General features: G+C 61.0%; 18 protein-coding genes, 3 pseudogenes and 2 riboswitches. Of the genes and pseudogenes, 8 read left to right on the top strand and 13 right to left on the bottom strand.

All coding sequences use genetic code 11. The annotated features are described in order from the left end of the window. Nucleotides 1-31 precede the first annotated feature (31 nt). The 4 genes from BPHY_RS16140 to add all read right to left on the bottom strand — a co-directional run bounded on the left by BPHY_RS16140 (nucleotide 32) and on the right by add (nucleotide 4,721). Nucleotides 32-946, bottom strand: a complete 915-nt coding sequence (locus BPHY_RS16140) for a LysR family transcriptional regulator (protein WP_012402512.1) — start codon at nucleotides 944-946, stop codon at nucleotides 32-34. A gap of 101 nt (nucleotides 947-1,047) precedes the next feature. After that, nucleotides 1,048-2,151 (bottom strand): ABC transporter substrate-binding protein, encoded by a 1,104-nt coding sequence (locus BPHY_RS16135; RefSeq protein WP_012402511.1) that lies wholly within the window; start codon nucleotides 2,149-2,151, stop codon nucleotides 1,048-1,050. A 364-nt stretch (nucleotides 2,152-2,515) separates the two neighbouring features. Next, nucleotides 2,516-3,715 carry an alpha-hydroxy acid oxidase gene (locus BPHY_RS16130; protein WP_012402510.1) on the bottom strand — a complete coding sequence of 400 codons (1,200 nt, stop codon included), beginning with the start codon at nucleotides 3,713-3,715 and terminating at the stop codon, nucleotides 2,516-2,518. Then, complete coding sequence (gene add, locus BPHY_RS16125; RefSeq protein WP_012402509.1) at nucleotides 3,708-4,721, bottom strand: adenosine deaminase; 1,014 nt, start codon at nucleotides 4,719-4,721, stop codon at nucleotides 3,708-3,710. The genes BPHY_RS16130 and add overlap by 8 nt, the downstream gene beginning before the upstream one ends. A 341-nt stretch (nucleotides 4,722-5,062) precedes the next feature. On the opposite strand from add, the gene BPHY_RS16120 reads away from it, so the two are divergent. Further along, a complete protein-coding gene (locus BPHY_RS16120) occupies nucleotides 5,063-6,067 on the top strand; it encodes an MDR family oxidoreductase (protein WP_041764885.1) in 1,005 nt (334 codons plus the stop codon). Nucleotides 6,068-6,085: 18 nt separating this feature from the next. On the opposite strand, the pseudogene BPHY_RS39520 reads toward BPHY_RS16120, so the two are convergent. Then, a pseudogene (locus BPHY_RS39520) lies at nucleotides 6,086-6,531 on the bottom strand (MFS transporter); the annotation flags it as partial. A 225-nt stretch (nucleotides 6,532-6,756) separates the two neighbouring features. Then, nucleotides 6,757-6,978: pseudogene (locus tag BPHY_RS16115) on the bottom strand (isocitrate/isopropylmalate family dehydrogenase); the annotation flags it as partial. A gap of 1,383 nt (nucleotides 6,979-8,361) precedes the next feature. On the opposite strand from BPHY_RS16115, the gene BPHY_RS16110 reads away from it, so the two are divergent. The 4 genes and pseudogenes from BPHY_RS16110 (at nucleotide 8,362) to BPHY_RS16095 (ending at nucleotide 11,927) form a co-directional block, all read left to right on the top strand. After that, nucleotides 8,362-9,267 (top strand): HTH-type transcriptional regulator ArgP, encoded by a 906-nt coding sequence (locus BPHY_RS16110; protein ID WP_012402507.1) that lies wholly within the window; start codon nucleotides 8,362-8,364, stop codon nucleotides 9,265-9,267. Between the two features lie 627 nt (nucleotides 9,268-9,894). Next, nucleotides 9,895-10,489: pseudogene (locus BPHY_RS39510) on the top strand (diguanylate cyclase domain-containing protein); the annotation flags it as partial. Nucleotides 10,490-10,598: 109 nt separating this feature from the next. After that, nucleotides 10,599-10,916, top strand: coding sequence for an IS3 family transposase (locus BPHY_RS16100; RefSeq protein ID WP_012402505.1), 318 nt, complete (start codon nucleotides 10,599-10,601; stop codon nucleotides 10,914-10,916). Nucleotides 10,917-11,033: 117 nt separating this feature from the next. Next, nucleotides 11,034-11,927, top strand: a complete 894-nt coding sequence (locus BPHY_RS16095; protein WP_083775907.1) for an AMP-binding protein — start codon at nucleotides 11,034-11,036, stop codon at nucleotides 11,925-11,927. A gap of 132 nt (nucleotides 11,928-12,059) precedes the next feature. On the opposite strand, the gene BPHY_RS16090 is transcribed toward BPHY_RS16095, so the two are convergent. Next, the gene (locus tag BPHY_RS16090) at nucleotides 12,060-12,941 is read right to left on the bottom strand and encodes an NmrA family NAD(P)-binding protein (RefSeq protein ID WP_012402504.1); all 882 of its coding nucleotides are present in this window, start codon (nucleotides 12,939-12,941) and stop codon (nucleotides 12,060-12,062) included. Between the two features lie 192 nt (nucleotides 12,942-13,133). Between BPHY_RS16090 and BPHY_RS16085 the strand changes: the two genes are divergently transcribed. Next, on the top strand, nucleotides 13,134-13,991 hold the full coding sequence (locus tag BPHY_RS16085) for an AraC family transcriptional regulator (protein WP_012402503.1): 858 nt from the start codon (nucleotides 13,134-13,136) through the stop codon (nucleotides 13,989-13,991). 23 nt (nucleotides 13,992-14,014) lie between these two features. On the opposite strand, the gene BPHY_RS16080 is transcribed toward BPHY_RS16085, so the two are convergent. Next, complete coding sequence (locus BPHY_RS16080) at nucleotides 14,015-16,498, bottom strand: GcvT family protein (protein WP_012402502.1); 2,484 nt, start codon at nucleotides 16,496-16,498, stop codon at nucleotides 14,015-14,017. 209 nt (nucleotides 16,499-16,707) lie between these two features. On the opposite strand from BPHY_RS16080, the gene BPHY_RS16075 reads away from it, so the two are divergent. Together BPHY_RS16075 and BPHY_RS16070 are read left to right on the top strand one after the other, a co-directional pair. After that, entirely contained in the window at nucleotides 16,708-17,502 is a 795-nt protein-coding gene (locus BPHY_RS16075; RefSeq protein ID WP_041764249.1) for a DeoR/GlpR family DNA-binding transcription regulator, read from the top strand. 862 nt (nucleotides 17,503-18,364) lie between these two features. Continuing rightward, nucleotides 18,365-19,051, top strand: coding sequence for a response regulator transcription factor (locus BPHY_RS16070; RefSeq protein ID WP_012402500.1), 687 nt, complete (start codon nucleotides 18,365-18,367; stop codon nucleotides 19,049-19,051). 29 nt (nucleotides 19,052-19,080) lie between these two features. On the opposite strand, the gene bluB is transcribed toward BPHY_RS16070, so the two are convergent. The 5 genes from bluB to cobA are packed head-to-tail and all read right to left on the bottom strand — an operon-like array spanning nucleotide 19,081 to nucleotide 22,841. Next, nucleotides 19,081-19,776 carry a 5,6-dimethylbenzimidazole synthase gene (gene bluB, locus BPHY_RS16065; protein WP_012402499.1) on the bottom strand — a complete coding sequence of 232 codons (696 nt, stop codon included), beginning with the start codon at nucleotides 19,774-19,776 and terminating at the stop codon, nucleotides 19,081-19,083. After that, on the bottom strand, nucleotides 19,760-21,064 hold the full coding sequence (locus BPHY_RS16060; RefSeq protein ID WP_012402498.1) for a cobyrinate a,c-diamide synthase: 1,305 nt from the start codon (nucleotides 21,062-21,064) through the stop codon (nucleotides 19,760-19,762). The genes bluB and BPHY_RS16060 overlap by 17 nt, the downstream gene beginning before the upstream one ends. Nucleotides 21,065-21,067: 3 nt before the next feature. After that, nucleotides 21,068-21,670 carry a cob(I)yrinic acid a,c-diamide adenosyltransferase gene (gene cobO / locus BPHY_RS16055; RefSeq protein WP_012402497.1) on the bottom strand — a complete coding sequence of 201 codons (603 nt, stop codon included), beginning with the start codon at nucleotides 21,668-21,670 and terminating at the stop codon, nucleotides 21,068-21,070. Continuing rightward, nucleotides 21,667-22,101 (bottom strand): cobalamin biosynthesis protein, encoded by a 435-nt coding sequence (locus tag BPHY_RS16050; RefSeq protein WP_012402496.1) that lies wholly within the window; start codon nucleotides 22,099-22,101, stop codon nucleotides 21,667-21,669. Before BPHY_RS16050 ends, cobO begins: the two co-directional genes overlap by 4 nt. Next, the gene (gene cobA, locus BPHY_RS16045) at nucleotides 22,098-22,841 is read right to left on the bottom strand and encodes a uroporphyrinogen-III C-methyltransferase (RefSeq protein WP_012402495.1); all 744 of its coding nucleotides are present in this window, start codon (nucleotides 22,839-22,841) and stop codon (nucleotides 22,098-22,100) included. The genes BPHY_RS16050 and cobA overlap by 4 nt, the downstream gene beginning before the upstream one ends. Before the next feature lie 187 nt (nucleotides 22,842-23,028). Then, nucleotides 23,029-23,286: riboswitch (cobalamin riboswitch) on the bottom strand. A gap of 109 nt (nucleotides 23,287-23,395) precedes the next feature. Beyond that, nucleotides 23,396-23,674, top strand: a riboswitch (cobalamin riboswitch). Nucleotides 23,675-23,757 lie beyond the last annotated feature (83 nt).

Below are 23,757 nucleotides of genomic sequence, written 5' to 3'. Positions count from 1 at the left end.
AGTGGGAGATGGCGTGGGTTGGCGCGCGGACTCATTGGCGGCTCTCGTCCACGGCGTCCATCTCTGCCTGAAGTTGTTCGATGAACAGCTTGACCGACACAGGTAGACTTCTACCCGTGTGTACGCACAGCCGCAAGGGCCATCGCTCGACACCTTCGCCATGCAGCGGGACATACCGGAGCCCCCGCGGCACCTTGTAATTGCCGAAATATTTGTTGACGATCGCATTGCATAACCCGGACACAGCCGCCGCACGCATCAGTTCGAAAGAGTTGGTAACGAGAATCGTGCGAGGTCGAATGCGTGCTTTTGAGAACATACGCACATAGCTTTCGCGGATTGTGAGCGACTCGTCCGGGAGGGCGATCTCAATTTCTCCGCATTCTTCGATATCGACGGAGCGTCGATTCGCGAACGGATGAGTGGCTGAGACCAGCAGGCAGGGAGTGACGTGAGTTTCTGCGATCACCTGTACGTCGAACGCATCCGGAGCACGATACGCGAGCGCAACATCGATCTCATCTTTTGCCAGAAGTTCTACAAGTTTACCCCCGCCGCCCACGATGACGTTAAAGGTAATCCCGGGATATTGAGAATGGAATCGATGCAGAAAACTCGGCAGGAACTCTCGTGAGAATGACTCGGAGGCGCCTAACCGGACGGTTCCCTTCTGAAGAGTATCGATCGCCCTGATGTCCGCGCGAACCTGATCAAGTTCGTTCTCGATGAGCCGCGTGTAATTGAGCAGCAACTCACCAGCCGCAGTCAGCCTGAGGGACTTCTGACCGCGATGGCGTTCGAACAACTCTGCGTTCAGTTCTTCCTCCAGCATCTGTATCTGCCGTGAGATTGCAGACGCTGCCACATGCAACTGCTCTGCGGCGCGTCGGATCGATCCCGACCGCGCTACGCCGATGAAGTACTTCAGGCCGACGTTGTTGATCATGGTGAGTTTGCCGCCATATCGTTCGAAAAATTAGCTCTTAGCCATAGTATGCGGGATTCGACGGATATGGCGACTTCATAGCAACGTGCCACGACCGCAGCTCACCATCCGGAGCATTTGAGCGACGCCTGTTTGATCGCGCCGGCATCGAAGCTGTTGGCTCTTCCGTAGAAGTCGGGGATCTGTAACGCGTAGTCTGACGGGGGAACGGTTTTCGGAATCTGTTTGGTACGCAACATGAATTGCTGGAGTCGGTCGTATGCGGCGGGGTCGAAATTGCCGTAGTACTTCCCGCCAGTCATCGTGAATGCATCACTCAGGGTTGCAAGCTGCGCATTCAGAACATTGTCATCCCACTTTGCGAGTACCTTGTCATCGCTTGATCCCGTCGGCTTCGTCGAGGGCCACGTTTTCCATTGGATTCTGCGTGCGCAGTCGGGATTTGCCAATGCAAAGACGGTCGCTTTTGCCATGCCTCGTACGATGCCTTCGACCATTTTGGGGTCCGTTTGCGCGGTCTTCTCCATTACGGAAAGGGAATAGTCAGGGATCTGTCGCCAATCGGCTCCACGCATATATCGCATTTTGAGTCCTGCGTTCTCGTAGCTCGCCATGGCAGTGGCCCAGAAGACTAGTGCCTGCACGCGTCCCGACCGCAATGCATCAATGGCCGGTGCCCCGCTGCCGGTCGCGATGATCTGGACGTCCTTGTCCGGATCCATCCCATTGTCCTGAAAGTAAGCCCGCAACAGTGCAACCCCGCCCGACGCAAGGCCGAACGTCCCGATAACCTTGCCCTTGAGATCCTTGACGGATTTGTATGGGGAATCGGCCAATACACCGATAGACCAGTCAGTGACGCCATTAAGCATTGCAACTTTGACGGGCTCATTTTTCAGAGCATGCGCCTGTACAACCACTGCGCCGTTGACCATCGCGAAATCAGCCTGACCGGCTAGAAGCAATGCGATAGGTTGAGCTGGAGGCGCGAGCGGGACTACCTGCACGTCGTAGCCTTCTTCTTTCCAATAGCCGAGCGCCTGTGCTTGCGGCAGCGTAAGCCACGGATAGCCGATGTTGAGCGTTTGTGTACCCACAACAATGCGCACGGGTTTGAGGGGGCCGGCGGCGTAGGTAGGATCTAAGAAAAACGTAGTGTAAAGAACAAGTGTGAGGACAAAAATTCGATGGAATTGGTTTCGCATGATCTATCTCATTGGATCTTGGCAATGTACGGTCTCTGAATTTGCGGTTCGACCCGCCTGAATGAGAGGAGGCTATTGACGGGGGGCGCAAGTGAGGCGCTTGGTTCGCGCCCCCGACGTCGGTTCTTCAGTGCGGCTGTACGATCCGATGGACAATAAGCTGCGTCAATTGCCGCGTCGCACTTTTTTTGGAACATGATGTGCTAAAAATTCGCACACTTGGGCGAGGGGCGAGGGGCGAGGGGCGAGGGGCGAGGGGCGAGGGGCGAGGGGCGAGGGGCGAGGGGCGGGAGGCGCTTTTGGATCTGAGTTCAGTTCGCTTCATTGTGGCTCCCCAAGGCGCTTCCGGCTCGAGGAGTCGCGTTCAGGCATTTCTGAGAGAGCCTGCCGCACAGTAGCTGTCAGCTAGAAATGACGTGTCAAGGATCTCAGGCCGTGTCGCGCCGAGCTGCCCCATTACCCTATCGAACTCAGTTCGCAGAATTTGGATTGCCCGGCTGGCGCCAGCCTCGCCCGCAGCAGCTACGCCATAGAGGGTAGGGCGGCCGACGAACACAAAATTTGCACCGAGACAAAGCGCAATCGCAATGTCACTACCCCGTCTCACACCGCCATCAATCATCAACGGGAAATCATCACCCACCTCGCGACGAATGAGCGGTAACGCATTGATAGAGGCTATCGCGCGATCAAGTTGCCGACCGCCATGATTTGAAATGATTACGGCATCGACGCCGTGGCGTTGTGCGTTAAGCGCGTCGTCCGGATGCAGTATCCCCTTCACGATCAATTTGTGCGGCCAACTGTCGCGTAAGCGACGAACATCGCTCCATGTGAACATCGCCGGAGAGTTGCTTTTGATCAGACGGGCCACGTCCGATGTTGAGGGATTTTCGCTCGCATATTCGGTCCAGTTCGCAAAGAGTGGAGCGCCTCCAGAAGTGAGATAACGCAGGCACCATGCAGGATGAGTCATCGCTTCCAGATATCCGGATGGTTTTAGCGCCGGAGGGAAACCGAAGCCATTGCGAGCATCGCGTTCCCGGTTCGACGTGACCGGAAGGTCGACGGTCACAACGAGGTGTGTTACCCCAGCCGATCCTGCCCGGCGGACCATGTCGTCACTGATCTGGCGGTCTCGCGATGGATAGAGTTGAAACCATAGCGCCTCGCCAATTTCGGCGGCGACCGATTCGAGCGTCGCATTGCTTACGCCGGAAAGAACGAAGGGCAGTCCCGCTTCGTTTGCGGCCCGCGCGAGCATCAGATCGGCGCGGGGGCGCAGCAGGCCGGCGAAGCCAGTTGGACTGACGCCGAAGGGCGCGGAATGTCTGGTCTCCAAGATTGACGTTGCGGTCGATCGATCGCTGACGTCTTGCATGTAACGCGGAACGAGTGCCCAGCGGTTAAACACCTCGCGATTGTGTACGATGCCGTGCTCGTCATCCGGGCCACCTTCTACATAATCAAAAAGCACCCTGGGTAGCGCGCGCTGCGCGAGTTTTCTCAGATCACCGATGCTGAGTGCGCCCGTAAGACGTCTGTTTATCGCTCCATTAGCCATGCCAATACTCGTTTAGCGCTTGTTGCATCCTGCGTTTCGAGGCGTCATCGCAGAATGCTCCGTCAAAGCCATTCCAGATAATCTGGAAGATTTGATCGTCGCTCAGATCAAGCGCTCGAGAAGTCTGGTAAAGATTGTCGGTTAGATTGGCCAGGAAGTACGAAGGATCGTCGGTATTGATCGTAATGACGCACCCCGATTCGAGTAGGTACCTCGCGTTGTGGTGCTCAAGCTTATCGAACACCTTCAGCTTAACGTTCGATACCGGGCAAACGGTCAGCGGTATCCGGCGCGCGGCGAGTGCGATAACAAGCCGGGCGTTCTGCTGTGCAGCCACGCCATGGTCAATCCGATCAACACGCAGCAGCTCGATGGCTTGCGAGACGTAATCGGCCGGACCTTCTTCGCCAGCGTGCGCTGTGGTGCGCCAACCTAACTCTCGAGCGCGCTCGAATGCCCGAACAAAACGGGATGGCGGATTGTCGCGCTCCGGCCCGCCGAGCCCGAGGGCAATGATCCGCGATGAATGAGGCTCGGCCTGAGCGATTGCCGCGAGTGCCGATGCTTCGGTTCTGTGTCGTTGCAGGCCAAAGATGACGTTAGCCTTTATGCCCCATTTCGAGTATGCGTCGTCGCATCCCGCGAAGATGCCATCAAGCACCTGCGCGAGAGGAACGCCGCGCTCGATATGGGATTGTGGCGACGTGTAGAACTCAATGTAGTGGGTATTCTCGGCGTGCGCGCGCTTGAGATAGTCCATCGTGATGTCGTAAAAATCCTGCTGATTTTCAAGCACACGCAGACCGGCATAGTAAACCTGGAGGAAGGCATTCAGGTCGCGGAACTCGTAAGCACTGGCAATCGCCTGAGGGGAATCAAAGGGGATATCGACGTGGTTGCGCTGGGCGAGTCCATACATCAGTTCCGGGGAAATGGTCCCTTCGAGATGAACATGCAGATCCGCTTTGGGCGCACCGTGGATTTTGGTGTAGGTTGTTTCACTCACGACATTTCCCTCTTGGCATCTTTCTGGATTAGTTTGGCCCATCATAGAACACGAATTTCTTGCGAAGGAAATGAAATTTCGAGCGCTGCGTTCCAATTATTCGAATGGACCCGTGTAGACTCATGACCGACACTACTATTGCCGCATACGTAATTTGATGAGGACCTCGCTCGCAACATTTCAAGTTGCGGCGGAAATGAAGACGTGTATCCGAGCTTTAATATGGACGCAGCGTTGACCGCCGGTTATAACTGGAAGATCAGTAAGTTGATCGATCGTTTTCTAGTGTGTTGCGCTGGACTTTCACAACCGTATTCATTAAACGGAAAAGGCGATAGATGATGACGCAAACGAAAGCGTTCAAGGCAATGTTATTGCGAGAGAAGGATAGGACGACCACCTCGGCGAACTTGGAGACACTGACGGTCGATCAGCTCCCGGAGGGAGACACTCTCGTTCAGATTGATTACTCAACGCTTAATTTTAAGGACGCGCTCGCTGTCACGGGGAACGGGAAGATCGTGAAGACATGGCCCATGGTTCCCGGCGTCGACTTCTCGGGCACCGTCGTCGAAACCACGCATCCGCGGCTCGCGATTGGTCAGCGCGTGGTGCTGACAGGATGGAGCGTGGGCGAAAAACACTGGGGTGGATATAGTCAATATCAACGTATTCGCGGCGACTGGCTTGTGCCGATTCCTGAGGGCCTTGATTCTCGGCTAGCAATGATGATCGGCACGGCAGGATTTACTGCAATGCTGTGTGTAATAGCGCTGGAGCGATCCGGCGTGACTCCGACGAGTGGGGCGGTGCTCGTAACTGGAGCGGGTGGCGGGGTCGGCAGTGTCGCGGTGACAATACTAAGCGCACTCGGTTATTCGGTGAGTGCGCTAACCGGTGATGTTGGCAAGCACGAATATGTTCTCTCGCTCGGGGCGAAAGAGTGTGTCGACGGTCCAGTCTGGAAAGACGCGCCGCGGCCGCTCGAGGCGCAACGTTGGTCGGCTGCGATCGATACGGTCGGGTCCAACGTGCTCGCACGCGTGCTCGCGGAGATGAACTATGGTGGCACAGTAGCGGCGTGTGGACTTGCGGGCGGGCCCGATCTGCCGACGACAGTGATGCCGTTCATCCTGCGCGGAGTGCGATTGCTTGGGGTGGATTCGGTGATGTTGCCGTATGCAGAGCGTTTGGCCACTTGGCAACGCGTTAGCCGCGATCTGCCGAAGGCGGTTCTCGAGCGTATCGCCGCCCGCACTGTGTCGCTCGATGAAGTCCGTGACGCGGCATCAGATCTACTTTCGGGAAAACTTAAGGGGCGCGTACTGGTCGACGTCAATAAGTGATCCAATGAATCCACGCGTCGCGCCAGACAACGGCGGCCCACAGCAGTCGAAATCGGGGCTGCCGTCATGAACCATGCTGAGGCGACTGGTCGTCGTTTTGCCGGAAACCACAGGCTCAGATAGAAAAGGATGCCAGCGAAAAAGCCTGCTTCCGCAACGCCTAGTAAGAACCGAAGAACATAAAAGCTCGTTGGGCCGACGACGAATGCGGAAATTGCCGAAACGATGCCCCAGATGATCTTGACGCGAGCGATCCAGACTCTCGCACCTACGCAATGAAGAGTCTGGTTCGAAGGTATCTCGCACGGAAAAAAGCCAATGAAGAACAGTCTGCCGCCAAGTCCAAACGCGGTAGGTAACAGTCCGATGGCCTTGTTCATCGTCATTGCCGCGAATCCGACGTCTACGCGGTCCATGAGACTCACGAAATAGAGCAGCATGACGGAGGGAATAATTCGCCACATTAGCTTCCGTGAAACCCGTGTTTCGATATCTGCGTAACTTGGGTCTCCTCCTTGGAGATTGAGCCGGCCATGGCAGGGCAATCCATGGACTGCGCGTCGTCTGCCGCTTGCCGGACAGTTGTCGTTGGCACAAATCTTTTGGGGCGCGGGCGTTCGATGCGACGCGGGCCGTTTTCTTGTGGTCGGTTTGACTGCCGGGCGCATGCACGCGTTACGCTGTAACGGCTACTTCTCGACAATCCCGCACACGGCCGCCGTCAGTTGCGCAGTCATCGCGTTGCCGCGGAGGTCGCCCGTATGCAGCGACGCGTTGGACGTCACCGTTTCGATCGCGCTCATCACGCGCTTCGCAGCATCAAATTTGCCGAGATGTTCGAGCCGCATCACGACCGACCAAGACGTGCCGATCGGATTGGCGAGACGCTTGCCCATGATGTCGAATGCCGAGCAGGGACTTCTTCTCATCGGTTGGCGGGCATTTTAGACAACGTCAAGCAGCACGGCCGGTCGTGTCAAGATAAATTATATGGACGCCCCGATGCGCCAGGTTTTCTTGCGTGTTGATTCGGCAGGATAGGTTGCAGCTTTATATGCGACCTCTTGCAGCCTCGACGGCCTCCGCGGGCGATCAGGAAGCTGGACGAAAACCTCGCACTTCGAATTTGTCTTCGGCCCACCTGCAGCACACGGCTGCCTCGTGCCGGGAAGCTTTTCATGGAGCAGGTGCCGCGTGGTTACACAGCCTCGCTGCAAGTGCATGACAGCGCAAGAGTCGAGGCCAATGGCTTTCAGAGGCAGTTGCGAGTTGTTATCTCGTATGACAGTCCTCCTTTGCGCTTCTTCCCAGTAGTATGAGATTAGCATACGGCTTTATCAGGTGCCTCTTCGCAATAGATCAACGGACTGCACGATGATCGCTACGACATCGGGTTCGGCCGGTCATATAAAGTCGACTTCGGAATCATCGCCGAAGTTAGCTGGAACGACCGTTCGGCGAGGGCGTTACTGACAAGCCTGCCTCTGCTGATTGCTTGGTAACGCCGTAGCCTGCCGGTTGGAATCAACAGGTAACCGATGTTGCGAACGGACGTAGCCATGCTGCAAATTTGCTGGCTGTCGCTCACTACCGGCCAATCTCGGTCTTCAAGGCGGCCGACTGGGCCGCTTCCACACACCGGTAGGCATCTGCCGTTGCTGATCAGAGCGCCCGATGCCTCTACTCCCATCCGAGTACTCCTGAGCCGCGCAGTCTGAGGTGAAACGATTCCGACCCTCTCCACAAGAAGATCCGTCTCAGCTGTACTGGTCGAAACAGAAGTAAGAAACTGCGGAAATCGATCCCACAAGTCCCGAACCCTCCAGCGGCACGCGGATTGCCAAAATGGCGCATCTTTGCGATGCTCCGAACGCGGGACGACCTTAAGTAAATACCCTTACATACGACGTGAAAATGTACAGGCAGACTGAGCATTTGGCGGACAAGGAGGACCGGGCGGACAAGGAGGACCGAATACTAACGTGGATGCCATTGTCGCCTCAGTTGCTGCGAGTTTTGTGAAAAGGGCATTCGCAGGGTGTTCGCGCCTTTTGGCGCTACGGATACTACGGGACTGATTTCAACCGGTCCTACTTAAGCCGACGCATGGGAACCGTGGAAGACATAGCAGCTAACGAAAAACCTGTATCGCCAGGCAGATGGACCGCAAAATCGTTTCAGATTGGGAATGGGAAGGTCTGGGTCTGCGGGTGCATCTTTTTGTATGGTGAGGTGTCGACTTCTAGGACGGTCGGACGCGCAGAGGAGCAAGGAAAGTGGCCGCAGCTTTGAACATGACCGAGCTTGAGACGTTTGCCGCAGTGGTCGAGTATCGCAGTTTTTCGCAGGCGGCTGCCGCACTAAGCATCTCGTCTGCTGCGGCGACGCGTCGGGTCAAGCGACTCGAACGGTCAACAGGGGCTCTGCTCTTGACCCGTGAACCGACAGTGATGCCGACGCAGGCGGGTGAAAAAGTTTATCGTCATTTCGTGTCCATCCGGCTTCGCGAGGACGACTTACTACGGGATATCGAGCCCGGAAGAGGCGGGACGACTGCGCTGGCTCTCGCAATCAATGCTGATTCCCTCGCGACCTGGTTCGAGCCGATTACGCGCGAGCTGGTCCAGCGTCATGTGGAGCTGGAGGTTCTGGTCGATGACCAGGATCACACGCTCGATGCGCTGGCGCGCGGAGACGTCAAGGGCTTTCTTTCGACGCAGAAGAAGCCAGTCGGTGAGCGTTTCGCGGCCGAGCCAGTCGGACAGATGCGATATCAGTGTGTCGCCTCGCCCGAGTTCTCCAGCGAATATTTCGCGGACGGTCTGGTCTTGCCCGGTGTGCTCAAGGCACCAGCCATTCTGTTTGACCGGAAAGACAGGCTGCATGACGTATTTCTCGGATCATACTTCGATACGACCGTAGGCAGATATATCAAGCATTATTTGCCTTCACCGTCGGCGCTGCTCAATGCGATCGTCGATGGCCTCGGGTATGGCCTTGTACCCGCGATGCAGTCAGAGCCGCTTATCACGGTGGGCAGCCTGGTTGCGCTCGCCCCAGATCACGACGTGATGATCGATCTGTACTGGCATCACTGGGAGGAGGAGCCCGAGCCGCTCGCGAAGATCAGTGCATTGGTGATGGATGCGGCACGTCGAAGCCTGGTTCAACCGATCCCAAAGGGGGATTTGGACGGGTGACTAGCGATTGCCGCATGGAGTCGAGACGCTTCCTGGCGGGCTCGCACGTGGCACCAGGGATCAGTGGCGCATTGATGACGAACGGTCGCATTTTCATCGGACGCCCGATGCCGAAAAGTGAGTTGCTTCGCGTCATTAACCGGCTCAGCCTAATGTGGACCATCGCGCCCGTGATGGCGCCACTGCACGAGGGCTTTATCACCAGGTATCCAAGCCTTCGGCTGAGTTCAATCTCAACCGGATCGGTCCGCTGGAGATCTATCCGTGCAATCTCGAAATCGCCAATGCGGCGGGGTCTGATCTGGCGACAGACCTACATTGAAAGAAATGGAGAAAGTTGTGGCAAGCGCTGGATGGTCATTGAGAAAGATGGTTACCGATTGGCTCGCTCCGGACCCGACGAGAGGGTTCAGAATCAGCCATGTTGGAAGGTCCGGTCTTGGCCGCTACGTCTGCGTCGTCGCGGACAATGGAGCGGAATCAAGGGCGATGTTCTTCTATCGTCACAGGGATGGAAAATGGTGCATCCATCCACCTGAGCCTGAGAGGCCGGCTATGCGGGTCACAGAGTTTGCTGCTGATCGCGAAACTTGAAGCCCAGGAACGAGCTTGCAGTAGCTTTGACCCCTTTGCGCGAGCATACTGTGGAGCGCGCTGTTCGGCTTTGGCGTATTTCTGCGCAATACGAGCGGGGATCCAACGCTTTCCTTAAATCGGAAACGTGTGCGCGGTCGGGGTCATTGGTGGTCTTGCAGGACGCAATGCCGGCACACCGCGCGTCGCGATGATCCAGATTTCCCTGATCCTCGGCGTGTTGGCATTGGGCGCCGCCACGTCGCCCGGTTCGGGCAAGCTTGTATTGCTGTTTCAGGTGCCGTTTTGCGCCGTGGGCTCTCCGTTGCGATCCGCAGCAACAGGGACACGGTCGGCCTGCTGACAGCGCGGGAACACAGCGACTATCTCGCCCACCACGATAGGCTCACAGGGCTGCCAAACCGCGCTCGGATCAACGAACTTCTGTTTGAGCGAACGGAGGCTGATTCATCGCGAGCGTCGAGGCTTTGCCCTACTGCTCGTCGACGTTGATGGCATCCAGGTGATTAACGACAGCTTGGGCCACGCCGCAGGAGACCATATTCTGATACAGGCGGCGAAGCGCTTCGCCAGCATCTTCCCCGAAGGAGAACTGATGGGGCGGATGGCTAGCAACGAGTTCGTCGCTCGCCGACGCAATAGCACGCATCGCCGGCATCGTGCACGACGCAAAATAGCATTACTGAGCTTGACCCGCAAAAACGGACACATATCCTTTTGAACAGGAGGTGTCGAAGATGGGCAAGCATCGCACCCCGTACCCGGCGGAATTCCGGGCGCACATGGTCGAACTCGTGAAGAGCGGACGCACGCCTGAGGAACTCGCGCGTGAGTTCGAACCGACCGCCCAGACGATCATCAACTGGTGCGCGCAGGCCGATCGTGATGCCGGCGTACGGCATGACGGGCTGACCACGGCCGAAAGGCAGGAACTCACGCGCCTGCGTCGTGAGAACCGGCAGCTCAAGATGGAAAGAGACATACTCTCGCAGGCGGCAGCCTGGTTCGCGCGGGAGACGGGAGCCGTACCACCGAAGGGCGGTACGGATTCGTGAAAGCGAACCGGGCCCGCTGGCCCATTGCCACGATGGCGCGGCTGCTCGGGGTCTCCACGAGTGGCTACTACGCGTGGCAAGGATCTGCTGCGCGCCCGCCCGACTGTGTTCATTTCGATGCCGCGCCTTTGGACCAAGTTCTACCAAGGCGCATCTGCGAAGCTTGGCGAAGCGGAGCAGGCGGTGCTCGCCAGCCGGACACAAGAAGGCGACATGCTGAAAAAGAAGACTCTCGCGATGCTCGGGCTCGACGCGACCCGGATCGCGTTTACCGGCTCCGCGCCGTTGCCCGCGCACATCACGGACTGGTATCGCACGCTCGGTCTCGAACTGCTCGACGTCTACGGCATGACGGAGAATTTTTCCTATTCCCACTACAGCCGGCCGGGTCTGGTGCGCCTCGGGTATTCCGGACAGGCCATGCCTGGGGTCGAATGCCGTATCGCCGAGGACGGAGAGATTCAGGTCAAGGGGCCGACGATGATGAACGGCTACTACCGCCAGCCGGAGCTGACGGCCGAGAGCCTGACGGAAGACGGTTTCTTCAAGACGGGCGACCGCGGCGAAATAGACGAAATCGGCCGCCTGAAGATCACCGGACGGGTCAAGGAGATCTTCAAGACCAGCAAGGGCAAATACGTGGTGCCCGTGCCGATCGAAAACAAGCTTGGGCACCCGAAAGTGGAGGCTGTATGCGTTACCGGCCCCGGCTTGCCGCAGCCCTTTGCGCTGTTGATGTTGTCGGCGGCGGCGCGGGATGAAATGCGGAGTGATGCCGCGCGCGAGGTCCTCGGCAAGGAACTCGCGGCATTGCGTGAGACCGTGAATGCGGCGTTAGAGAAACACGAGAAGCTGGCGTTTCTCGTGGTCGTGAAGGACGCTTGGACGACCGACAATGGCTTTCTCACGCCGACCCTGAAGATCCGGCGCGGCGCCATCGATGAGCGGTATTTGCCTGCGGCGCGCACATGGCTGGACGTCGATCAGACAGTGGTATTTGAGGCGGACTGAATTTACGCTGTTCCGTATCGGGTTTCCCCCTGTGCGAAGCGGGACGGCGAAGCTGTGTACCTGAGCCTGCCTCCGCAGGACGAGTCCCTTGCTGAGCGAGCCCTTTTTGCTTTTGACGGCATGAGAAGCGCGTTACGCGCGAGCGTCTCGCACGAGCCCTGCGAAAACACCGGGCAGTTCCGTCTTGCCGAAGCGCCGCTCGCTGCGCGGATCGACATCGATACACCCGGCGTTCTGCGCGTCGTACAGATCCGTAATGAGCTTCGCGTGATTCGCGCCGAGGCCCGCGCGCAGCATCGTCGGCGTCCATTCGCTGCGAGGCAGGGCGAGCGCGGTGATGTCGCGTCGTGCCGCTTCGCTCAACGCGCGTGCGACGTCGTTGGCATCGTACCGGCGCGGACCTTCGATACTCACGATGCGAACGCCGTCCGCATCGCGTCCTTCGACGAGCAATTGCGCGGCAAGCTCGCCGACGTCCTGCGCGGACACTGTCGGAAACGGTCTGTCGAGGGGATGATGCAGGCTCGGCAACTTTCCCGTCGCAAGCGCGACCGGCAGCACGCGCGCCCAGTTGTGCATGTGTTCCGCCGAGCGCAGCAGCGTGAGGCGCCGCACGCTTTCTGCGAACGCCGCTTCCAGATCATGGAACAGCATCGTGATGCCCGTGCCTTCATGCTGTTCGGCGCCATAGTCGGACAGTGCGACGACGTGCAGATGCGGATGCTTGCGCAATGCACGCGCGGCTGTGGCGATCATCCGATGCATGGCGATGGCGGGATCCGCGCCGCCGTGCGGCAGTGGGCACAGCATCTGCACGGCATGCGCATCGTGGAGCGCGCGATGCAACGACGCTTCATCGTCGAGATCGCCTTGCACGACTTCGCAGCCGATGCCCGTGAACATGTCGCTATGGGCAGGGTTGCGCACGACGGCGCGCACCGCGTGCCCGGCATCACGCAAAGCCGCGGCCGTCTTCCGTCCCACGTTGCCGGATGCGCCAAAAATCACATACATCGTTTGTCTCCTCGGTTTCCGTACCATCAAGCGTACGTTGCAGCGAGACGGAAAACGCGCATGAAAAGATGGCGCACAGCAGATCCGGATGATGATCTGCCGCGTCGTATCGGCAGCAAGAAACAACGGCCAGCACGCCAGTGCAAAACGCAGCACAATGCGGCAATCGGAAGACGGAACGAGGTGCACGCAATGAACGCCAATCACCCTGCGTGGGTGCCGCACTCGGGTGCGCGCGAAAGCCTGCTGTCGAGCGCGTCGCTCGGCTGGTCGGGATTCGGCGCGGAACTGCTGGGGATATCGGCGGGCACGCATTGCCTGCCGGCGTTCGCCGAGCATCGCGTCGGCGTGCATGTCGGCGCGCCCGTCCGTGCCGTCTGCCGATGCGACGGCCAGCGCGCCGCGCGCATCCAGGCGCACGGCGACGCCGATGTGGTTCCCGCTGGCGTCGACGGCGAATGGTCCGACGATGCAAGTTGCACCGTGCTGCGCATCTGGTTCGCGGATGACTTCGTGCGTACGACCGTCGATCAACTGGGACCGCGCTCAGCGCATGCGCACATTCGACCGCAACTTCAGCTACGCGACGCGCGCGTGCAGCATCTGGCGTGGGCGATGCGCGCGGAACTCGAAGCCGAGCACGCTTGCGATCCGCTTTACGCCGAGAGCCTGTGTACCGCGATGATCGTGCGGCTCGCGGGCGCCGCGCCGGCGGGCGACGGCAAGCGGCGCACCTTGTCGTCGCGCGCGGCTGCGCGGGTGATCGACTACATCGACGCGCATCTCGACGGGCGTCTGACGCTGACCGAGCTCGCCGCGCTCGTCGAGTTGAGCGTGCCGCATTTCAAGGTGCTGTTTCGCGAGACGATGGGCGTGCCCTTGCATCGATACGTGGTGCAGCGGCGCGTAGAGCGCGCGAGAGAACTGCTGCTGCAAGGCCGTTCGAACGCGAGCCAGGTCGCGCTCGAAGCAGGCTTTGCGCATCAGAGCCATATGGCGCACTGGATGAAGCGCCTGCTCGGCGTAACGCCGCGCGAGCTGCTACGCTAGCGTAGGCGCTGCGCGATGCGGGCTCAGCTTTTGACACGCGTCGCAGCGGGATCGTAGGGTGCTCTCAGATGCAGCGTAGCGTGCAGCAGTTCGCCCGCTACGTCGATCTGATAACGGCCGCTCGTAAGCCATGCATCGTCGAGCGCGGCGCCGTCGTTGCGTTTGACATAGCCCATTGCGACGGGACAGCCGAGCGTATGCCCGAACGCCGCCGACGACACGAAGCCGACGGCCACGCCGTCGCGCACGATCGCTTCGCCGCCCCACAGCATGCGGTCGCTCGCACCGTCGGCGGTGAGGACCGCGAGTCGTCGCTGTAGCGGCTCGCCGCGCAGTCTGACGAGCGCTTCGCGCCCGACAAAAGGCACGTCCTTGTCGAGCTTGCACGCGAACGCGAGACCCGCTTCGAACGGATTCGTTTCCGGCGACAGCTCGCGGCCCCATGCACGATAGCCTTTCTCGATCCGCAACGAGTCGAGCGCGTAATAGCCTGCGTTTTTCAGGCCGAACTGTTTGCCCGCGGCGTGCAGCGTTTCGTACACGCCGACCGCGAACTCGACGGGCACATACAGTTCCCAGCCGAGTTCTCCGACATACGTGATGCGCGTGGCACGCACTGTCGCATAACCGATATCGACTTCGCGGCTCTGTCCAAACGCGAACGCCTCGTTATTCCAGCCGGCCTTCGACACGCTCGCAAGCAGATCGCGCGCACGCGGCCCCATCACAGCGAGCACCGCGTATTGGCTCGTCACGTCGACGAGCATGCAATGGCTGTCGGGCGGAATGCGTCGTTCAATCGCGTCGAAGTCGCGCGTGGTTTGCGCGGAGCCTGTGACGAGCAGGTATTGATCGTCGCACAGACGCGTGAGCGTGAAGTCGGATTCGTAGCCGCCGCGCTCGTTCAGCATGCCCGTATAGACGGACGTGCCCGGCGGCACCGCGACATCGTTCGCGACGATCTGTTGCAGTACCGCTTCGGCATCGCGTCCCTTGACCAGAAATTTGGAGAACGGCGTGAGATCGAACAGCGCGGCGCCCTCACGACACGCGCGATGTTCCTCGCCGCTCCACGACAGCCAGTTCTGCTGGCCGAATGAATAGTCGATGTGCGCCTGTTCGCCCGTCGGTGCAAAGAAATTCGCGCGCTCCCAGCCCATCTTGCTTCCGAAGCATGCGCCGTCGTCGCGCAGCAGCGCATACAACGGCGAGCGGCGGAACGGGCGAGCGCTGTCGGGTTCGCGGTTCGGCCAAGGCATCGCGTAGTGCAGGCCGAGCGTCTCTTTCACGCGGTCGTGCAGCCAGGTATCGTTGCCGTTGAAGCGCGCAAAGCGGCGAATGTCGACGGGCCATAGATCCATCGTCGGCTCCCCGGCGACAATCCATTCCGCGAGTGCCATGCCCGCGCCGCCCGCCGACGCAATGCCCATCGAATTGAACCCCGCGCCGACATAGAAGTTGCGTAACTCGGGCGCTTCGCCGAGCATGAAGTTGTTGTCGGGTGTGAACGACTCGGGGCCGTTGTAAAACTGGCGAACCTGCGCCGTTTCCAGCGCGGGCACGCGTTGCAGCGCGTTCTCCATCAGGATCTGGAATTGATCCCAGTCGTCCGGCAGCAGCTGGAACTCGAAGTGATCGGGAATCCCGTTCATCCCCCACGGTTTCGCGTCGGGTTCGAAGCCGCCCATCACGAGTCCGCCTACTTCTTCCTTGAAGTAGATATAGCCGTCGGGGTCGCGCATCACGGGCAGGTCGGGGTGTACGCCCTCGATGCGCTCGGTGACGATGTAGTAATGCTCCGCCGAATGCAGCGGCACGGTGACGCCGCACAAGCGTCCGACCTGCTTTGCCCATTGACCCGCGCAATTGACGACGATCTCCGCCGCGATCGCGCCTTCGTCCCCTTGCTTGTCGCGCCACGCGACGCCACTGGCTGCGCGGCCCTTCGCCGCGGCCCGCGTGTGAATCGCGGTGACGCGGGTGTTTTCGACGATGCGCGCGCCGCGCCGGCGTGCGCCGCGTGCGAGCGCCTGAGTCAGATCGGTCGGATTCGCCTTTCCATCGCCGGGTAGCCAGACCGCGCCGAGCAAGTCGTCGGTGCGCATCGGCTGCCACAGTTCGCCGGCTTCCTGCGGGCCGATCACGTCGCACGCCACGCCATAGGCGCGCGCGATCGCGGCCGTGCGCCGCAGTTGCGTCATGCGCTGCGCCGTCCTTGCCACCGACAGCGAGCCGCACTGCTTCCAGCCCGTTGCCAGACCCGTGTCGGCTTCGAGTTCCGCATAGAGCGCTGTCGAATAGCGGATCAGCTTCGTCATGCTTTCCTGCGCGCGCAACTGGCCGACGAGACCGGCTGCATGCCACGTGGTCCCGCACGACAACTGGCCCTGTTCGAGCAACACGACGTCCGTCCAGCCGAGCTTCGTGAGGTGATAAGCGACCGAGCATCCGATGATGCCGCCGCCTACGATGACGACACGCGCCTGGGTCGGAAGAGGGGTTGACATGTGCGAGGTCTCGCTGCAAATGTGGAATTGAGTTGAAATTTGTTGGAATCATCGTTGCCTACTTTGCCGTAAACACAACACTGGCGCAATGCCGAAGAACCGCATCGCCGATCATGGGCCCAACCAGGCCGTGTGGATTTATTTGGACTTATATTGAATCTGCCCAACTCGGTTTGCTAGACTGGCGCTCATTTCCCGATCCCGCCCCCATGTTCGCCACGCATCGACAGAACGAAATTTTGCGGCTCGTCCGAGCACGCCAGACGTGTACGATCGCGGAGCTGGCAGCGACCTTTGCGGTGTCCGACGAGACCATCCGCCGCGATCTCAAGCCGCTCGTCGCGGGCGGGCTGCTGGTGAAAGTGCACGGCGGCGTCATGCTGCCCGCGCAACTTGACGAGCCGCCGTTCCGGCGTCGCATGGTCGAACAGCGCGAGGCGAAACGCGCAATCGCCGCACGCGTCGCGCAACTGATCGAGGACGGCGATTCGCTGATGCTTGACGGCGGCACGACCTGCGTGCATATCGCGCAGGCGCTCGAATCGCACACGCGCCTCTCGGTCGTGACCAATTCGGCCGAAGTCGCGCGCCTGCTCTCACCGCGCAACGGCAACCGCGTGCTGATGGCGGGCGGCGAATTACGCGCGGACGACGCATCCGCCGTCGGCGACAGTGCGCTCGCCTTCTTCCGGCAATTTCATGTGCGCCACGCGATCGTGTCGGTGACGGCCATCGACGCGAAAGCGCGCTTCATGGACGCCCATCCCGCCGATGCCGCGATTGCACAAGCGGCGTTTGCGCAAGCCGAACGCCGCATCGTCGCCGCCGACCACACCAAATTCGGTCATAGCGCGCTGGTGCATGTGTTCGGCGCGCAAGGGCTGGACACGCTGGTCACGGATATCGAGCCGGCCACGGGTCTGTCGAAAGTTCTAACGCACGCCGGGGTCGAGATAATCCGTGCGTCGTCCGTTGCCGACGATACAAGTGAAGAAGTCGTCTAATCGTCCGTAGAGGACTTGCGCGCCTCGCCGCGTATGACGCGAGGCGCTGCCGCGACCAAAGCGTATGCGTGTCGCCCAACACCCGCCTGCGTGCAACCCTAAAGTGCAGCGCCGCAAACGCCGCTAACCTGGTCGAACGGCAACGCGGTCTGCGTGCATCATGTGCATATGGGCATATGGCACCGATAAGCGGTTATCGGTATCGTCGGGGCGATTTAACGAAATCACCGCCTCGCCACATAAAAATGGTGAGATTATTTGACTGATTCAATTCGTTCTAATAATCTTCACCCCGTTTTAAATCGAATGTGTCTGCGGCGACGCTCGAATTGTTAAATCTCCCAGGTATCTGGCACGAACTTTCATTCCAACGCGTGGAATAGAACATGCGCGAACGGACGTTTGTGATGCAGTGCCGCCATGCACCGGCGGATTCGCCTGTCGACAAGCTTTCGGTCGGCCATCCGCCATACCTAGCCGCACAAGCTGTGCTACGCCTCGCCGGAACGCGCGTAGCGTCATGCCTTTCGGGCGTGGCGTCCGGTAATCGAGGCGATGAAGCAGTGAAACGCGTGAGCAGGAAAACGCAAGAAAAAGATTCCGCTTGTACTACGCGGTAAAAAGAAGTGGTCTGTGCGCCTGTTTAATTCCGTTGTTTCATTGGCGGGTGAGCGCGCAAGCCTTAAAGCAATATCGGGTTATCGAGGCATTGTCTGGCAAGGTGAAGCAATTTGCCGACATTCGATGTAAGGATTGAAGAACGCAGCGAATGTGGATTTGAAATTTCATATTCGTGAGCCGTCATCCTTCATCGGGCATTTCCCGGTCGGACGGAAACAATGAATTAGCGTTGCGGGGTTTTATGAGAATTGCAGTTCTGGAGGAGACTCGGGCGCAAGCCGACTTCGTGTGCAGGACCTTGTCGGCGGCGGGGCATATGTGTCATGCATTCGAGGACGGCCAGGCACTCGTCAGGCAGTTGCGCAGCCAGCCGTTCGATCTGCTCGTGCTGGATCGTCACCCGCCGGGGCAGTCGGGCGACGAGGTGCTGCGTTGGGTCCGTCAGGATCTCGCCGAGCGTCTGCCCGTGCTGTTCATGACCCGCGCAACGGACGTCGCACATCAGGACGTCGACGCCGACGACCATCTCGTCAAGCCGGTGAGCGCGGCGGCCCTGCTCGCGCGCGTGGGCGTGCTGCTGCGCGGCGCGTTTCAGCGGCAACAGATGGCGGAAAAAGAAGTGTTCGGCGAGTACGAATTCGAGCCTGGTTCGAAGCGCGTGCATGTGCGCGGCAGTGCCGTCACGCTGACGCACAAGGAATTCGAACTGGCACTGCTGCTGTTCAAGCATCTGAGCCGGCCGTTGTCGCGCTCGCATATTCTCGATGCGATCTGGAAGCAGGCGGCGGGCATCCCGTCGCGCACGATGGACACGCATGTGTCGATGCTGCGCTCGAAGCTCGGTCTGCGTCCCGAGAACGGCTATCGGCTGATGCCGATTTACGGCTATGGGTACCGTCTGGACCGGATCGAGAAGGGCGACGCCTGAAAGCCGCTTCTAGCGTTTCTGTAGAGCGCCTAGACTGTTTCGCTCGCGTCGTCTTCCGGCTTTTTTGCGTGGCAGTCCGGCGGCGTTGCAGGCCACTTGTTTTCGAACAGGCACGCGGCGAGCGGCATGCGCGTGGCCCAGCCTTCCGATTCGAGCATCGGTTCGCGATAGAAATGCTCGACGTGCCCGAGACACAGCAGCGCGACGGGCCGCGCGCCTGCCGGCATGCCGAGCATTGCGCGCACTTCGTCGGCATCGAACAGCGACACCCAGCCCATTCCCAGACCTTCCGCACGCGCCGCGAGCCACATGTTCTGAATCGCGCAGGCCACCGACGCGAGATCCATTTCCGGCAGTGTGCGTCGACCGAAGACATGCTTCTCGCGGCCGTCCATCAGCGCCATCACCAGCAGCTCCCCGCATTCGAGCATGCCTTCCACCTTGAGCTTCATGAATTCGTCGCGTCGCTTGCCGAGCGCGTCGGCCGTCAGCACGCGCTCGCGTTCGACGGCTGTGTGCAAGTTCTGCCGAAGCGCGGGGTCGGTGATGCGTCCGATCCGCCACGGTTGCATGTAGCCGACGCTCGGCGCGTGGTGCGCGGCGTCGACGAGGCGCGCCAGGACGCCGGGATCGACGGGCGTCGGCACGAAGTGGCGCATGTCGCGCCGCTCGTAGATCGCGCGGTAGACCGCCGCGCGTTCGGCGTCGTCAAAAGGCTCGGCCATTGAAGAGGGCAGCCGCGAAGGCCGGGTTGGACGGCCAGTAGCCGTGCATGTAAGTGGCGACGATCGAACCCTGACGATAGACGGCTTCGCCGGGCGCGTCGGACTGTGCGCGCGTCGCGTGACGCACGGGCGCGAGCGGCGTGCTCACGCGCGAGTAGTGGAACGTGTGGCCCGTCAGCGTGCCATGCAAGCTGTCGTCGACCTGCTGCATGCCGAGCGCGGCGAAGCGCGTCTGCATCGCGGCATGGCCGGGCAGCAGGCCGAGCATCGGCGTCGTGATGCCTTGCGTGTCGGTGACGCTGTCGAGTAGATACAGCATGCCGCCGCATTCGGCGACGATGGTCTTATTGGCAGCCGCATGCGCGCGGACGGATGCCGCGCTGCGCGCATTGGCGGCGAGCGCAAGCGCATGCAGCTCCGGATAGCCGCCGGGCAGATAGAGCGCGCTCGCATCGACGGGAACAGGCTCGTCGGCGAGCGGCGAGAAATACGTGACGCGCGCGCCCAGTGCTTCGAGCAGCTGCACGTTCGCCGGATAGATGAACGCGAACGCGGCGTCGCGCGCAATGGCGATGTGCATGCCGTCGAGCAGTCGCGGCAACGTCGCTTCCTGCGCGGGCTCGTCGAACGCCACGACAGGCGGCAGTTGCGCAAGCGCCGTCGACGCGAGCGCCTCCGCCGCGCGATCGAGCCGTGCGTCGAGATCGCCGATCTCCGCAGCCTGCAGCAGGCCCAGATGTCGATCGGGCAATTCGATCGCATCGGTGCTTGACAGATAGCCGAGCATCGTCAGCCCGGCGGGCAATGATTCTTCGAGCATCTGCGCATGACGGGCGGAGCCGACCCGGTTCGCAAACACGCCATGAAACGGCACGTCCGGACGAAAGCGCGCGAGGCCGAAAGCGACCGCGCCGAAGGTCTGCGCCATCGCTTTCGCCGAGATCACGGCTGCGACGGGCACGTCGAATTTCGCAGCGAGGTCGGCGCTGCTCGGCGTGCCGTCGAAGAGGCCCATCACGCCTTCGATCAGGATCAGGTCCGCGTTGCGCGCCGCTTCGGCGAGCAGCGCGCGACACGCGTGCTCGCCGACCATCCACAGATCCAGCGACATCACGCTCGCGCCGCTCGCGCGCGCGAGGATCATCGGGTCGAGAAAATCCGGGCCCGTCTTGAACACGCGCACGTCGCGCCCCATGCGTCGATGATGCCGCGCGAGCGCGGCCGTGACGGTCGTCTTGCCCTGGCCCGACGCCGGCGCGCTGATGAAGAGAGCGGGGCACGCGGGCATCGTTCAGAACTCCACGCCGCGCTGCGCCTTCACATGCTGCTCGCGATACGGATGCTTGACGAGGCGCATTTCGGTGACGAGATCGGCGGCGTCGATCAGGGCGTCGGGCGCGTGGCGCCCCGTAATGACGACATGCAGCATCTCAGGCCGCGCATTGATGACGCCGAGCACTTCCTCGAGCGGGAGATATTCGTACTTCAGCACGGTGTTCAGCTCGTCGAGAATCACCATCTGATATTCGCCGCTTTCGATCATGCGGCGCGCCTCGTTCCAGCCTTTGCGCGCCGTGGCCATGTCGGCTTCGCGGTCCTGCGTGTTCCACGTGTAGCCGTCGCCCATCGTGACGAAATCGCAGTTCGCCTGAGTGCCGAGAAAATCGCGCTCCGACGTATGCAGCGCGCCCTTGATGAACTGCACGACGCCCAGCTTCAGGCCGTGGCCGAGCACGCGCACGGCCATGCCGAACGCGGCCGTGGACTTGCCTTTGCCCGTGCCCGTGTAGACGATCAGCAGGCCTTTTTCGATGGTCGCCTGAGCCTGCTTCTTCTCGTGGCCTTCGCGGCGGCGCTGCGTCATGCGTGCATGCGATTCGGGATCGGTCTTCATCGATTGTCCTTGCTTCCGGGTGTGTAGTTTGAATGCTGATGTATGGCGCGGCCGGCATCGGCAGCGCATGCGATGGCAACCGTGACGCCATCGCGCGCGCGTTTGTGCACGAGCAGCCGTCCGTTTTGCGTGGCGAGCAGCGCGCACGGTTCGCATACGCCATCGACGCCCATATGCTCGCGCACGGCGTGTGATGCGTTCGTGCGTGCGTCGAGTGCGGCGATCTGTTCGCGCGTGAAGGTGCGCAACGGCAACGCATGGCGTGCGCAGAACGCGACGAGGCCCGGTTCGCCGGCTTTCATGTCGACGGTTGCCACGGCCCCGAGCGCATCGAACGGCAGCGTGCCGCCGAGCGCATCGCGCACGGCCGCCTCGATCTGTTCTGCCGACACGCCGCGCCGGCAACCGATGCCCACGATGAGCCCCGTCATGACGCGCGCTGAAGGAATGCGTCGACGGGCGTAGCCAGCGACGCGACGCCGCCGATCACGATGATCGAAGGCGAGCCCAGTTTCGCGCGCGCGACCCGTTGGGCGAGATCGCGCAACGCCGCGCATACGTGACGCTGCTCGGGTCGCGTCGCCGATTCGATCGCGGCGCACGGCGTATCCGGCGACATGTCGGCGCGTAGCAGCGCATCGACGATGTCGTTCAGGCGGCGCATGCCCATGTAGATCACCAGCGTCATCCGCGTGGCGGCGAGCGCGGGCCAGTCGGCTTCGTGCTCGTGCGCGCCGTGGCCCGTGACGAAGATCACACCCTGCGCGTAGTCGCGATGCGTGACGGGAATGCCGATTGCCGCGGGCGCGGCGATGCCCGCCGTGATTCCGTTGACGATTTCGACGTGCACGCCCGCCGCCTGCAACGCCTGCTGCTCTTCGCCGCCACGTCCGAACACGAACGGATCACCGCCTTTCAAACGTGCGACGCTGCGGCCCGCGCGCAAATGATCGAGCATCATCGCGACGATCGCGGGCTGCGGTGTCGATGCGTGACCGCCGCGTTTGCCGACGTGGACGATCAGCGCATCGTCGCGAGCGAATTGCAGGACTTCGGGATTCGCGAGATCGTCGATGAGCACGACGTCGGCCTGCGCCAGCGTGCGGACGGCCTTGAGCGTCAGCAGTTCGACGTCGCCGGGGCCGGCCCCGATCAGCCAGGCGCGGGTCATCGCGAATGGGGCGCCGCTGCGCGGGCGGGCCTTGAAGAAATGTGGGTCATGCGATGCTGCATCTGATGAGCGCCGCGCGATTGCCTGAAACCGGCTTGCAGTCAGGCGTGCCAGCAGCGCGTCGCACGTGGGCGCTGGCGTCCGTTTCCCGCGGCTCCAGCGAATGGCGATTGGTTTCGTCTGTCTCGTCGCCCCCTTGCATCTGGCCGGTATCCGGGCTGGCGGCTCATCGCGCTCGCCTTCCCACCCGCATGATGCAGGCAGTGGCCTTGAACGCACTGCGCGGAAGTTGCTCTTCCACTCGCCGCGTGACCGTTGCGGGGACAGCACAGGCTGAGCGCTTCGTTCGCCGCACGACGCGTGCCGTGCAAATGAGGCGCTTCCCTGTTTCCCGTTTAACCGTGCAAGCGAACCCAGGCACGGCACCAGACGCGCGCATACGATAGCACAGCCGACCTTGCGCGTCGCTGCGGACTTTCCTCGATGGGCACTTCGCAATGGATAAGAAGGGAGGCATTCGTCCGCCCTTCCTTGACGCTCCTTCCGTGCGGGCCTAAACTCGCACGCACTCTGGTGCTCGCGCGCGCTTTCTGCTCGCGCAGTTAAACGGGAAATAGCAGGCCCCTCGTGTTGTCTCGAGTCGTCACAGGGCCAAGCTGTGCTGCTCCCCGCAACGGTAGGTGAAGGCATCGCGAAGTCGATGCGGAGCCGTCTCGCTGCATGTGTGTCCAACAGCGGCCCATGCAGATCATCCACTGCGCGAAAACGCTCGCGCGGGAAGGAGAGGCGGCGCTTTCATCAGCCCGGATACCGGCCCGAGAAAACGACGCAACGCTGCGGGGATGCGGCGCTGCGTTCATGATTCCGCACGCGCCGCATGCGCGTTTCGCACTTGCCTCTGGCGGCCGCGAAGCGC

This window comes from Paraburkholderia phymatum STM815 (assembly GCF_000020045.1).
Classification (GTDB): domain Bacteria; phylum Pseudomonadota; class Gammaproteobacteria; order Burkholderiales; family Burkholderiaceae; genus Paraburkholderia; species Paraburkholderia phymatum.
Note: the sequence above shows the minus strand (reverse complement) of the source record. Positions and strands in the feature narration are given on the sequence as shown.